Below are 13,236 nucleotides of genomic sequence, written 5' to 3'. Positions count from 1 at the left end.
AGAGTCACAACCAGTTGTTTTTTATGAGAAAAGCAAACCGCCGTTGATATCGACGTTATTACCTGTCATGTAAGATGAATCATCATCGGCCAGGAAACCAACCAATTTAGCCACTTCTTCAGAGGTGCCTTCACGTTTGATGCAGGTAGCTCCTGCCACATTTGTACGCACAGCATCTGGCGTAAAGGTGTCGTGAAATCCGGTGGATATCATGCCAGGGCAAACCGAGTTAACTCGAATGTCCGGTCCTAGCTCTTTGGCCAAACCACGGGTAAAGGTTGATACTGCGCCTTTTGATGTGGCGTAAGGGATTGCGCCACCGCCACCACCATCGCGCGCTGCTTGGGATGAGAAGGTCACTATAGTGCTACCAGGCTTCATATGCGGAATAACCGCTTGAGACATTAGGAACAAAGACGTTAGGTTAACATCCAGTACATTTTTCCAATGGGCTAGATCCATTTCAGTTATCTTTTTACGATCGACTAAACCACCAGACACATGGACTAGGCAATCAATTGCACCAAATTCGTCCAAGGCCGTTTTAATGGTTTTGTCCACACTACTTTGCTCAGTTAAATCTGCTTGAACTGCAACCGCTTTACCACCAGCATCAGTAATTTTAGCCACCGTTTCTTGTGCTCTTGTGGCACTGGCATGATAGGTGATTAAAACACTTGCACCTCTAGATGCTAACTCCACAGCGCATGCCGCTCCGATATCTCTACCGCCACCGGCCACAATAGCTACTTTACCTGTCATTGACATTAGTTATTCTCCAAGAGTAAATATTTAGTTTATACCAGTAAAAACGTTGCAATTAATAAGTTGTGTCGCTGATAACCAGAGGCTCCGACAAGTTCGTTCAACTTTACTTCAACAATGCAGTTGCTGCCACATATGTTAAATTAAAGTAACTAAGTGGAATTTCATTGTCAACCAAGATTTCCCACTTGAGATTACCAAAAGCTCTAACCAAAATTAACCATTGGTTGTAATCTGAACTATAGTTCAAATAGGATTTTAGTCGAATAAAAAGACATCAGCACTTTACAGATTAACCTAGATTGGATAAAACTGAATAAAATAAACACAATTTACTTGGCTGTGCGACTAAAGCAGTATTGAAATAAGATCGTTTTAGGTTTTCAATCTATATCCAGTAATTTTACGTTTAAACTGCTCTTGTCACATTTGTAAGTTAGAAGGAAAGCCTGTGAAAGGTATTGTTTTTGTAAAGTTCAATGAGTTTGTAGAAGAGCTTTGGGGCGAAGAGTTCTGGGATTCATTATTAGATGAAGCTCAGTTGCCTAGCGAAGGTATTTTTACAACGGTAGGCACCTACGATGATGAAGAGTTGTTTACACTTATTGGGCTTGTTGTTGAAAAACAGAACATCTCTTCCAAAGATGCCCAGTTCGCTTTTGGAAAATGGGTCTTTAAAGAGCTTTTTAATGCCGCTCCTGCCGGTGCTCATGATTTTAAAGATGTTTTTGAGTTTTTACATGCGGTACAAGATTTTATTCATGTCGAGGTGAAAAAACTCAATCCAGACGCCTTATTACCCGAGTTTGAGTTTCTTGCTGAAACCACTAACTCCTTATCTTTCCATTATCAGTCACCACGTAAACTGTGTTATTTCTGCGAAGGAATAGTACACGGTTTAGCTGATCACACAGGGCAAACTGTAGAAGTATCTCAAACTGAGTGTGAGCACGAAGGGGATAGCCGCTGTGTGTTAGAGGTCGTTAAAGTTTGACCCTATCCAAAGAAGAATTGGAAAAAAGAGTTTCAGTTCTTGAACGAAAAGCCCTGCGCGAAAAAAAGGCAAGGCAACTAGCAGAGAATCAGCTAGAAAAGTACTCCTTGGATATTTATGAAGCCAATCAGTCTTTAAAAGCTGCATTGGCGGGCTCCGAACAAAAACAATTGGAACTGGAGTATTTAGCTCAAACCTCCAACAACGTGGCCTCTGAAATTCCACTTAAGGACATGGTTTCCAACATTGTAGAGTTGACGGCTGAGTTCTGTTCAGCCAATTATGGTCTCTTCATTATTAGTGAAGAAGGCCAGTGGCTTACTGAAAAGTCCCCAAAAGTCTGGTCTTCGCAACAAGGTTGGCAAGAAAATAATGAACTAAAAGAATCCATCGTCGGTTTACTCCCCGTTAGCGATACTAACCTGGCCGAGTCATGGCGTAGCGCACAGATAGACACTCCTCCCCTTGACGAAAACACACCTGTGAATTCAATTTTTTACACTAGTTTTGAATGGTCGGGCAATAAAATCGGATGGTTGGCATTTTTAAGACCAGATACAGAACTGCAACAAGAACTCGAAGTCATATTAAACACGGCGAAAGAGCATTTGGTCAGTGGTATTCGTCGACGCTTAACGGATATTAGAATATTACAACGTAATGTGCAGCTTCAAGACTCCTTAAGTAGTCTTGAAAAAGCTCGCCGCCAACTTATTCAATCAGAAAAAATGGCCTCTTTAGGCCAGTTAGCCGCTGGTGTTGCCCATGAAATTAACAACCCAATTGCTTTTATTCGTTCGAATTTAGAAGTTTTACAAGATTACCTAAACGATTACAAATTGCTGACTTCACAAATGCAGGCTAGCTTCAAGAAAGATAACACTTTAGAGGTTTCCCAGTTCACAGAAATTTGTAAAAAAGTGGATCTTGAGTACATTGAAGAAGACTCCGAAGACCTTCTTCAATCAAATATTGAGGGCTTAGACAGAGTAAAAGAAATCGTTGATAACTTAAAAGGGTTTTCCCACTCTAGTGATGAAACCTTGGTAGAAACATCTTTGACTAAATGTATTCAGGCAGCCCTTAAAATAGCGGGTAATATGTTCAAATATGAACACAAAGTCGTGAATAATGTAACGACCGAATGCCCACCAATTTTAGGTAACTTCGGACAGTTACAGCAAGTCTTTGTGAATTTATTCGTAAATGCTGCACATGCCATGGAAAAGGGCGGACTTTTAACAATTGACTTCACCAAAATCAAAGAAGGTGTGGTAGTCCATGTAAAAGACTCTGGAAGCGGTATGGATGAAGAGACGGTAAGTCAGTTGTTTACTCCATTTTTCACCACGAAACCTGTCGGCATAGGTACAGGTTTGGGCTTATCGGTTTCTTATGCAATATTAGAAGCACACGGTGCCCAAGTGACGGTTGATTCAAAGCTCAACGTGGGAACCACCTTTAACATAAAATTTCCGCAAATAGACTAAATCTCCTCTCGACAATCTTCAACAACCAAAGAAAGAGGTTGAGACTGACTTTTTTCAAATTGAGTTAATTTCAATATAGTGCTATCACTAAACTCATGCCCCTCTGGCAACACTAAAATATGTTTATCATTTAAAATATTGTAGCGCAGAATCATTCCTGGCTTGAGGTCCTGAGTGCTAATTATATTTTCAATAAACTTATCAGAAGCAATATCGTCATTATCTAATAAAATATCTAGCACCGCAGGATCATAGTGTGTGCCTCTTTGTTTTTTCATTTCCATTGGACAAGCAATATCATCTAACTTTTGACCAGTGATTCGGCCAGTTTTATAACGCCAATAGTCGCGCGCCACAGCCAACACTTTCGCGCCAATTGGAATTTGTTCGTCCTCAAGCTTTTTAGGTCCGGTACCATTGAGCGCTTCAAATTGACAAGTGATAATATCAGAGACATTTTGCAAATGGTTAGCTGGAGCAAGTACTAACTTAGCGATGTTAATTTGCTCCAGAAACTCCTGTTGTTGATTGTAGTTTAGCTCTTTAAAGGGGCGACTATATATAGCGCTATCTAAGCCTAATAATCCTATCTCACATAATAGCGCAGCGTAGGATATGTCACTTACTTGCTCTGGAGGTAATGCCAATTTTTCTGCTATACGTTTGGCCAGCAAACTAACACTATTAGCAAAGCCACCACTTATATTGGGGTTTATACTGATCATGTTGTACAGCACTTTTTGGGTGGCGTTGTTATTATGCTCAATTCGTTGCATTGCAAGATGGATCTGTTTAGTCCGCAATTTCACTTTGTCTTCTAAATTTTGATTCAGCTTTTTAAGTAACGAGTTTTGCTTTTTAACTAACTTTTGTAAGTTGTTATTTTCATTTTTTAATCTAACTTTTTCCAAACCTTCGTCGATGGTTTTAATGATCTCTTCATTATTCCAAGGTTTTTGCAAATAACGATGAATTTTGCCCTTATTTACTGCATCGATTGTCGACTCCATATCGGAATAGCCAGTCAATAAAATACGATGACAGTCAGGTTCTGATTCTGCAACTTTCTGCAATAGTTCAGCGCCAGACATTCCCGGCATTTTCATATCAGATAAAATTAGGTCGATCTTATTCTGTGCCATGATTTCTAGGGCTTTAGCGCCACTTTCAGCAAGTAGCAACTGATAATTTTGCTTGTACAGTAATCGCTTCAACGACTTGAGTATATTCACCTCGTCATCTACACAAAGTACCGTCATAGAAATTTCATCGTCTAACAGTTGTTCACTCATTTGGGTCGCTCTTTAGGTTCTGATTTTCGGTTGAAATAGGCAAGGTTACGGTGAAACAACTTCCTTTGTTTACTTTACTGGTTACCGTAATGTCCCCTCCGTGCTCTTGAATAATACCGTAGGAAATTGACAACCCTAGCCCAGTGCCCTTGCCCACGTCTTTGGTTGTAAAGAATGGGTCGAACAACTTACTTAAATTTTCAGGGTCGATCCCAGAGCCATTGTCTTTCACCGATATAACAACGTGTTCATCTTTAAGATAAGTGGAAATTGAAATTAGCCCATTATCCTTAATGGCTTGCCCGGCGTTGATTAATAAGTTGGTAAGCACCTGACTAATTTTGCCAAAATTTATCTTTATCTTAGGTAACTCGGATAGGTCTTTTTGAATTTCACAATGATATTTAAGCTGATTGCTAACCATTTTGAGAGTACTTTCAATACATTCATTAATATCTAACCAAGTTTTCTCTTCTACATCAGTTCGCGAAAATTGCTTGAGATCTTTAACTATGTTGGTAACTCTGTCTAATCCTTCAACAGACTCACTAAGAATGTCTTTGGAATCTTCATTAATGAAGGTTAAATCTTCACTATTGATGATGGTAGCTAGGTTTTGTTTAGATACTTCAACCGATTGTGAAGAGTCTTTGCCGTAAATGGCTAATACGTCTGTGCTAATTTTACTGTAAATATCGATATATTGCGCGAGGCTACTGAGGTTGCTTTTGACAAAACCAACGGGGTTATTAATTTCATGGGCAACACCAGCGGCTAGTTGTCCAATTGATGCCATTTTGGCAGCTTGGGTTAGCTGTTTCTGGGTAGTCTGTAATTCCTGGTTTATCTGGATTAATTCATCGTTACGTTTATTCAATAGGGTAGTTCGCTGCTCAACTTTTTGCTCTAGAGTACGATTTAAATCTTCAAGCTCATGCTGATACGCCTGCTTGCGCGTATTTTCATACTCTAAGGTTGTAACAAGCTTATTGAATGCTCGAGTCACTTCAGTTAGTTCATCATTACCATTCACTGGCAATTGTGCCTGGTTAAAAGCTCCGCTTTCCACATTTTGCGAAATTTTACGCGCAGCGATACGTAAGGTTTCTAGCTGACGAGTCAAATAATTACCCAAAAAGAATGAGAACAAGGCAACCAACGCCATTTCGATAATAGCGATACTGGTTGTCCAATTTTTAATAACCTCTACTGAGTTTTTTATATTTAAAGTGTCAACGCCCAGCTCTACACGGCCATAACTCTGCTCGGCTTCAGTAATGTTTGCATAGCTATCAAATACACCATCAGTAACTTTACTCACTTCTATATCTTCAACAAATTGACGTGCTAGCAGTTTCTCATCACCTGCTTGGGCAAGAACTTGATTCTCATCATTGACGACTCTCACATACAAAATATCTGGATTGTTCAATAACTCTAAACAGAAGGTTTCTAGGGAGGCGAGATCATAGGTTAAAACAGCATTTTTAGTTGTGCTTGCAAACAGAGAAGCGACTGTTGAAGATCGGCTCACCAAATTATCATTGAGCGTATTACGCATAAAATTAATTGCGGTAAATATCAAAGCAATCAGCAGCACAGCCTCAATAAGAGCTATGCTAAAAATCGTTTTATTGCGTAAAGAAAGGTTCATTGATTAACTAATCCCAGGACTTATTTGCTTAACAACGCATCAATATTAAGTGCTCTTACATCATCCCAATCACTATTTTCCGCGGCTTCAAAGCCAGCAAAGTTGATGGTTTTTAGCAATGCTTTTCCCTGTTCACTGTTATTCATACTTAAAAGAGCAGTTAGAATTTTATCTCTAGTAGCTGCATCAATATTTGGATGGGTCGCTATAGCGTGACAGGTGTATCTAGCACTCGTCCAGATAGTGACTAAAGAAGATTGGGTACTTTCATCCATATTGTTAAGGGTGCGCTGAATGCCGCCACCAGCAGGGAAAAAGCCTCTCGACACATTTAGGTAAACGGAGTCATGGGAACCTACGTACTTAGGTGTATATTCCACGCCTAGATTATTAAGTTCAGCTTGCGCCAATAAGCTCGCGGCAAAGGCTGCTGGAGCTGGGAAAGCTAAACGGCTACCTGCCAAGTCATGGATACTTTTAACCTTGCCATCTGCATTCGCAACTATGACACCTTGGATAGTTTTATTGCTTTGTTTGGCCAATGCGTCATAACCCGATACTTGGTTGTAATAAGTGTAGTGATAAGGATTCATATAGGCTAAATCATAATCCCCAGCTTCAAGGCGCTTTTCGAATGTAGGAATATCTTTTGCGGTACTGAATACAATATGCACACCAGTTTGCTCGCTTATATGTTGAAAAATTGGTGTCCATAAGGCAGCCAAGCGCTTCGCCGATTGCTGCGGAACAACACCAAAAGTTAAGGTTTTTTGGTGCGCCGTTACCGCACCTGAAAAACCAAATAATAAGCCAACTAATAGGATTAACTTATTCATATATCACCTCACCTTTAATCATTTTTACAGGGTCATTTCGTTTACTAAGCTTAACAATTGATCTTTTTCAAAGGGCTTAGAAAGTACTGCATTGGCACCTAAAGCAAGTGCTTCATCAAGGCTTTCTTGATTCAATGCTGAAATCACCAATATTTTTAAATCTTGAAATTGTTCATCTGCCCTCAAATGTTTTAAAAGCTCGAAACCATTCAGGCCCGGCATAGTTAAATCAAGGGTCATAATGCTTGGCTTATGCTGCATAAGTTTGCTTCCCGCTAAAAAGCCATTTGTAGCGGTATCACACTCAAAGCCTCCTTTTTTGAGTACTCGCTTAATTGCATTGCCCATGTCTTTATCATCATCGACAATTAAAACTGTTTTATTTTTAGGTAATAGTTCTGGTGGCACAGGCATATTGTTTTGTCTTAAAAAAAGTACAAAATTATCCACAGTTACTCTGTTGTTGCCTCTACCTGGCAACTTGTAACCTTTCAAACTTCCCTTATCAATCCACCGTATTACAGTGCGTAGGTTTACATCGCAATACTTTGCAATGTCACCAGTAGTAAGAGATTTCACATTAGCCATAAACAATTTCCTAAATTAGTTTTGTATTTATACCATATAAGACAATTGAGTCATACATGACTAAAGTATAATACACGACATTTGTGACATTTGCTACATTTGCACAATCGAAACGAAAAACGTTTTTTTGCTTTACACATTAAGCTGAACAAAACGTAGTGAGTTTGGCTTAATAAAGGTGATGTTAAGAATGAACAAAATATATTTATTTATCGCTATCTGTGTACTGGCTTTACAGCACGTGAAAGCAACAGAGTTAGATGCCAGCGTATTACTTAGATACGAAAATGAAACGGATCAAATTAACTTAGCGCCACGAAAAAGAGTCAGAATGATTGCTGCGGTTGGGGTGTCTAGCCAACTTAATGATACCTGGTCATTTACCGCTCAAGCTCGCACCGGTTTAAAGAACAAACAAAATGTTCCTGCTATTACTTTGTATCAAATCACTGATCAACCTGCTGGTGACAAAGATGTGTATTTAACCCGTCTATTTGCTTCAGCAAAGTTTGACAAGCTGACTATACTTGCAGGGAAGGTTCCGTGGAAAACGGAGCAAGTTACAGACTTGTTTTGGGATAGACACTTAAATCCTATTGGCATTCATTTGAATTATGACCTTGGATCAGGACAGGCTTTGAAGTTTGCCTCATTCAAACCCCTAGACGGCGCAAGCGGCACAGTGGGCCACATGTCTATTTTTCAATATCAGCATGAATTCTCTACTCAATGGGGAAAGTTAACCCTGTCACCCTGGTTAGTGGATTATCGTGGAGAGTCTGACGCACTCTACGCCAAAAAAGACACACAATATGACAACCAGTTTGTCCGTGTTGCGATGAAACTCAAACAAGGCCAGTGGCAGTTTGGTGCAGATATAGGCAGGTCGACAAAAGACGTTCCTATGGAAGTTGGTGAAGCGTTCTCTGACCAAAAACTGAGTTATGCCTTTGAGTTAAAGCATGGCAATTTAAAAAACAATGGAAATTATTTAACCCAACTTAGATACTTACACGTTGAAAGGTTTGCTGTGGTCACTGAGTTTGCGCAAAACGCGACTAGTCGTTTTGCTACAAGTAACTTTAAAGGTTGGGACTTACGTATACGCCACAAGGTAAACAAGCGCTTGTGGGTTGGTGGTCGTTTATCTCGAACGCAACGTTTACTTGGCGTAGCCGAGCAAAGCGTGCGATTCAGATTAGAAACGAAATACACATTTTAACCGTTATTTAGGACTAAGATTATGTCTAATGCCGTACAACAATATCTTTCAGACACGTGCAGCGAGCTTTGCAACCTGCTCGTCATTGATGATGAAGAAAGTAACCTAAAAGCGATTATACGTACTTTCAAGCGCACTAAATACCAAGTTTTTACTGCCAGCAGCGCTGCAGAAGGCCTAGAGATACTTAGGCAACATGAAATTCAGGTTGTGCTATCTGATTTTAGAATGCCAGATATTGATGGCGGCACCTTAGTCAAAAACATTAAACAATGTTACCCCAACATAATTTCTCTGATTTTAACTGGCTATGCAGATTTTGATGCCGCAGTGGATGTTATGAATTCTGGTGCAGCTTATAAGTTTTTAACGAAACCCTGGAACAACCAACTTTTAATACAAGATATAGATCAGGCTTTCAAAGAATACGAGCATCGCCTGCTTAAGATGTCTAAAGAGAAATTAAACGAACAATATATCAAACCTGACCGTGTGAAGTTGGACAGCACTATTAAGTTTTTGCTTCAACAGCAGGCTAAATTTGCCTTAGCATCGGTAATGATTTCGGATATTTCGTTGCATGATCAATATTGGGCGCAAAGGGGAGATGAAAAACTTTTAGGCCTTGAATCAGTGGTTAAAAATATTCGTGCGTGCTTACCTTTAAGTTGTGAAGTATATGAAGTTGAAGTAGATCAAGTACTAATAATCATTCCTGAAAGTGAATGTGATCAGGAATTACATAAAAAGTTAACCTTACTGAGCGGCGCATTATCAGCTTGTTCTGCGAGTGATTCGAATATACCAAAATTGCAGTGCAATTTATCTTATGCCATAGCGCCATTCTCTGATATGGACATACATCAGTTATTGCATTCCATCCGCAACCTGCCAGAACAAGATTTTCATGAGAGTAAACTCAATGGTCAGAAGCCATGTATTGTGAAGCTAGATGACTCTTATGTTGCCAAAAAGAAGCGCAAAAAGACCATTCAAAATAGCATTCAGCAAGCAATAAACAGTGACCAATTCAGTTTGTATTACCAACCTAAAGTTAGGATGTCTGATGGTGTTGTTGTGAACGCCGAGGTCCTAATGCGCTGGCAACACAAAACCCTAGGCTGGGTTTCACCTTTGGAGTTTATAACCTTAAGCGAGCTTGATGGACAAATCGAAAAAATAGGTAGTTGGCTTTTAACTAATAGTGTTAATCAATTAATTAACTTGCAAAAACAATACGGTGAAAGTTTAAAACTTGCGATTAACGTTTCACCTCGTCAACTTAAGAACAATAACATAGTCGATGAGGTTGCTTATTTGTTAGACAAAACCGGGTTAAAACCAGCGAGTTTAGAACTTGAAATTACAGAAGGCTGTATTATCGAGGACTTAGCGCAAACTAGCGAAATCCTATGGAAGTTAAAACGTCTAGGCGTAAGTATCGCCATAGATGACTTCGGCTCAGGCTACACGTCTTTTGCCTACCTAACTAAATTGCCAGTAGACGTATTAAAGCTAGATAAAATTTTAATCGACGATTTAGGTATCAACACGGATGTCAGCGATATGATCCAAAGTGTCATTGGGTTATGTAAAAAGATGCAAATAGAAGTGGTTGCCGAAGGGGTTGAAGACGAACGCCAAGTTAAAATATTAAAGGAATTTGGTTGTGACTACATCCAAGGATATGTGTACAGCAAACCCGTAGAAAAACCAGAATTTGAAAGAATCCTAATTAACCAGCCTTTTAAGGTGACTTCTAATTAGGTTAAATGCTAAGGGAACGAATATCGTTTTTTATGATGACTTTAGCTAATTGATTAAACGTTAGCTTGGCTGAAAATGATTTTTGTGCCATGTGATATAAACATCTACGGGAAGGGGTTTTGAAATGTGATACCCCTGCAGTACATCAACGTTTTGTTGTTTTAACAACTCGAGTTGGTGTTCGTTCTCAACGCCTTCTGCAACAACCCGCATGCCTAAATTCTTAGCTAGATTGATAATAGTTTCTACTATACTCAGCCCTGAGCTATCTTGCATTCGATCGATAAATGACTTATCAATTTTTAACTCCTCAACTGGAAAAGCATGCAAGTTTGATAAATTAGAGTAGCCCGTGCCAAAGTCGTCAATGGAAAAGGCAAAACCAACGCTCGCTATATTGGTCATTTGTTGCACTGTCTTTTCAATATCGTGAGATAACATGCTTTCAGTGATCTCCAGAATAATCTTATTCGCCGCCACACCAAAAACATCAATAGTATTAGTGAGCTGCTCCTGAAACTTAGGAGATCTGAACTGCAAATGACTTATATTAATTGATAGTCTGAATATGTCGCCGAGGAGATCCTCAGCAGACAGCCGATTTACGAGTTTGCACATATCTTCCAGTACGATGTCTTGCAGACTCTGAATCAAGCCAAACTGCTCCGCTACCGAGATAAATTCATCGGGAGGGATCAAGCCTTTTTCGGGATGTATCCAACGTATTAGTGCTTCCGCGCCGCACAACGTACCTTGTTTATTTAATTGCGGCTGAAAATATGTACAAAATTCACGCTTTTCGATGGCGTTAACGATCTCTGACTCAAAGGTTAATTGGCGATCAAGTAAGGTTTGTTTTTTCGGATCATAGAAGCTGTAACTATCGCCACCTTGTCTTTTAGAGTTATACATGGCGGTATCAGCAAACTTCATTATATTCTGAGCACTGGTATTGCCATCGATAAAGCAGATCCCAATGCTACTAGACACTCTGAATGACAGCTTTTCAACTTCAAATTTTTGCACAAACGCATCTTGGATTTTTTTAGCGACAATAGCGATTTCTTCTTCAGCTTCTTCGATAGAGTGCCCAATGTTTTCTATTAAAATAACAAATTCGTCGCCACCTATCCGAGCCAGTGTATCCGACTTTCTCAACGTTTCTTTAAGTCGTGTAGAAACATCTTTTAAAAGCGAGTCACCCGCGACATGGCCTAAAGAGTCATTTATTCGCTTAAAATCGTCTAAATCTAGAAACAGAATCGCCCCAAACTCTTGGGTGAGACATTTGCTTTCCACCGTCAACTCTAGACGTTCATTAAACATTCTGCGATTAGGTAACTGTGTCAGTGGGTCAAAATAGGCTAGTTGCGTTATTTTCTTTTGATTTTTCTTCTCGGTAGTGACATCCCTTGCCATCCATAAAACATGCAAGGGTTTTTCGCTTTTATCTGCATTGTAGTTAATAGGAACAACGCGCCCCTCAAATATTGAAGTTCCTTCCTCTTCACCTACAGAGTACTCGTACTCTTGGATTGAGTTGGTAGCCAATGCCCGTTTAATCACTTTCATGACGTTTTTAGCATCCGCTTGGGGGAAAATATCGAAGACGTTTCTGTTAATTAACTCTGTTGCTGAAATATAGATCAGATTGTCAGGAGAGCCGTGGACATCTTCATAAACGCCTTCTTCACTAATAATCAATGCTATATCAGGCATCACTTGAGTAAAGGCTCTAAATTTTTCGTTACTTTTTTCAAGCTTTTCAACGTGTAAATCTATATCTCGCTTTTTAAAGCGCGCCTCCATTGAAGCAGAGGCTATATTACCGAATAGCTTAAATAATTGCTTTTGTTGTTCCCCTAAATACAGCTGCTCATTGGCGAATATAACCAGCAATCCTAACAAGTCAGAATTTAAGCTCAGTAGCGGAAGAACAATACCTTGCAACTCAGGCGCTTCACTATTGTTTTGCTCCGAATCGCTATATAAGCGCAGTATGCAATTGGTTAGCGTTAAAGAACTTGCAGTGGTCATTGGCGATTCATAACCAAAATCTGCCAATTGAAGAGGTTGCGAATTTTTAAATAATTTTACAGTTTGTTTTGGCGCATTGATTATTGTCAGGTGTTTATTTTGATATTCGAAAACGGCACACTGTATCCCTTCAATGTCCAAGCTGGATTCCACATCAAAGCAGACCTTGTCCAAAATAGCATCAGTGTTTTCACCAATTACAATACTGGATAGAAGATGGTTTTGTTCAAATAGAATTTTATTGACTTTATCTATGTTCACGTCAGTTTAGTTCTGTCTTGTTTAGTAATGTACTTCTTGTAGAGTGTGAGTCGTTACAACTGTATCCAATTTTATACTAACGCTAATAATTACCAAGCGAAACAAAAGATATAAAATAAGTTTAGCTTCCTAATAAGTACTCATAAATGTAACTAAACATACTGTCCTGCAACCCAAGCACTGCTCCACGCCCATTGGAAGTTGTAGCCCCCTAGCCAACCGGTAACATCGACTACCTCGCCGATAAAAAATAGGCCATCCACGTCATTTGCCATCATGGTTTTTGAGGAAAGTTGGTTGGTATCAACTCCACCTAAGGTTACCTCGGCA

11 protein-coding genes are annotated in these 13,236 nt (G+C 39.5%); 4 read left to right on the top strand and 7 right to left on the bottom strand.

Features of this window, described 5'->3' with window-relative positions; translation table 11 throughout:
- Window positions 1-21 precede the first annotated feature (21 nt).
- Window positions 22-768: an SDR family oxidoreductase gene (locus tag ABJV04_RS16075; RefSeq protein ID WP_348492598.1), complete on the bottom strand. Its 747-nt coding sequence runs from the start codon at window positions 766-768 to the stop codon at window positions 22-24.
- A gap of 448 nt (window positions 769-1,216) precedes the next feature.
- On the opposite strand from ABJV04_RS16075, the gene ABJV04_RS16070 reads away from it, so the two are divergent.
- The gene (locus ABJV04_RS16070) at window positions 1,217-1,759 is read left to right on the top strand and encodes a heme NO-binding domain-containing protein (protein WP_348492597.1); all 543 of its coding nucleotides are present in this window, start codon (window positions 1,217-1,219) and stop codon (window positions 1,757-1,759) included.
- Complete coding sequence (locus tag ABJV04_RS16065; RefSeq protein ID WP_348492596.1) at window positions 1,756-3,249, top strand: ATP-binding protein; 1,494 nt, start codon at window positions 1,756-1,758, stop codon at window positions 3,247-3,249. Before ABJV04_RS16070 ends, ABJV04_RS16065 begins: the two co-directional genes overlap by 4 nt.
- On the opposite strand, the gene ABJV04_RS16060 is transcribed toward ABJV04_RS16065, so the two are convergent.
- Genes ABJV04_RS16060 through ABJV04_RS16045 form a run of 4 tightly spaced genes read right to left on the bottom strand, consistent with a single transcriptional unit; the run spans window position 3,246 to window position 7,619 of the window.
- Window positions 3,246-4,541, bottom strand: a complete 1,296-nt coding sequence (locus ABJV04_RS16060; RefSeq protein WP_348492595.1) for an HD domain-containing phosphohydrolase — start codon at window positions 4,539-4,541, stop codon at window positions 3,246-3,248. The genes ABJV04_RS16065 and ABJV04_RS16060 overlap by 4 nt on opposite strands.
- A complete protein-coding gene (locus tag ABJV04_RS16055) occupies window positions 4,534-6,195 on the bottom strand; it encodes an ATP-binding protein (protein WP_348492594.1) in 1,662 nt (553 codons plus the stop codon). Before ABJV04_RS16055 ends, ABJV04_RS16060 begins: the two co-directional genes overlap by 8 nt.
- Before the next feature lie 20 nt (window positions 6,196-6,215).
- A complete protein-coding gene (locus ABJV04_RS16050; protein ID WP_348492593.1) occupies window positions 6,216-7,031 on the bottom strand; it encodes a phosphate/phosphite/phosphonate ABC transporter substrate-binding protein in 816 nt (271 codons plus the stop codon).
- Between the two features lie 24 nt (window positions 7,032-7,055).
- Window positions 7,056-7,619: a response regulator gene (locus ABJV04_RS16045; RefSeq protein WP_348492592.1), complete on the bottom strand. Its 564-nt coding sequence runs from the start codon at window positions 7,617-7,619 to the stop codon at window positions 7,056-7,058.
- Window positions 7,620-7,809: 190 nt separating this feature from the next.
- Between ABJV04_RS16045 and ABJV04_RS16040 the strand changes: the two genes are divergently transcribed.
- Complete coding sequence (locus ABJV04_RS16040; RefSeq protein WP_348492591.1) at window positions 7,810-8,841, top strand: hypothetical protein; 1,032 nt, start codon at window positions 7,810-7,812, stop codon at window positions 8,839-8,841.
- A 21-nt stretch (window positions 8,842-8,862) separates the two neighbouring features.
- A complete protein-coding gene (locus ABJV04_RS16035) occupies window positions 8,863-10,608 on the top strand; it encodes an EAL domain-containing protein (protein ID WP_348492590.1) in 1,746 nt (581 codons plus the stop codon).
- A 60-nt stretch (window positions 10,609-10,668) separates the two neighbouring features.
- Here ABJV04_RS16035 and ABJV04_RS16030 read toward each other — a convergent pair whose 3' ends face one another.
- On the bottom strand, window positions 10,669-12,906 hold the full coding sequence (locus tag ABJV04_RS16030; RefSeq protein WP_348492589.1) for an EAL domain-containing protein: 2,238 nt from the start codon (window positions 12,904-12,906) through the stop codon (window positions 10,669-10,671).
- A 152-nt stretch (window positions 12,907-13,058) separates the two neighbouring features.
- The coding region (locus tag ABJV04_RS16025) for an NAD(P)/FAD-dependent oxidoreductase (RefSeq protein ID WP_348492622.1) at window positions 13,059-13,236 on the bottom strand (178 nt) is incomplete at its 5' end.

Origin of the sequence: Aliiglaciecola sp., assembly GCF_039982535.1 — a bacterium.
Lineage (GTDB): Bacteria > Pseudomonadota > Gammaproteobacteria > Enterobacterales > Alteromonadaceae > Aliiglaciecola.
This window is presented reverse-complemented; position numbering and strand designations above follow the sequence as displayed.

Coding starts and splice junctions, on each gene's coding strand:
- ABJV04_RS16055 (WP_348492594.1), bottom strand. CDS start 6,195: ATGAACCTTTCTTTACGCAATAAAACGATTTTTAGCATAGCTCTTATT.
- ABJV04_RS16060 (WP_348492595.1), bottom strand. CDS start 4,541: ATGAGTGAACAACTGTTAGACGATGAAATTTCTATGACGGTACTTTGT.
- ABJV04_RS16045 (WP_348492592.1), bottom strand. CDS start 7,619: ATGGCTAATGTGAAATCTCTTACTACTGGTGACATTGCAAAGTATTGC.
- ABJV04_RS16075 (WP_348492598.1), bottom strand. CDS start 768: ATGTCAATGACAGGTAAAGTAGCTATTGTGGCCGGTGGCGGTAGAGAT.
- ABJV04_RS16035 (WP_348492590.1), top strand. CDS start 8,863: ATGTCTAATGCCGTACAACAATATCTTTCAGACACGTGCAGCGAGCTT.
- ABJV04_RS16050 (WP_348492593.1), bottom strand. CDS start 7,031: ATGAATAAGTTAATCCTATTAGTTGGCTTATTATTTGGTTTTTCAGGT.
- ABJV04_RS16040 (WP_348492591.1), top strand. CDS start 7,810: ATGAACAAAATATATTTATTTATCGCTATCTGTGTACTGGCTTTACAG.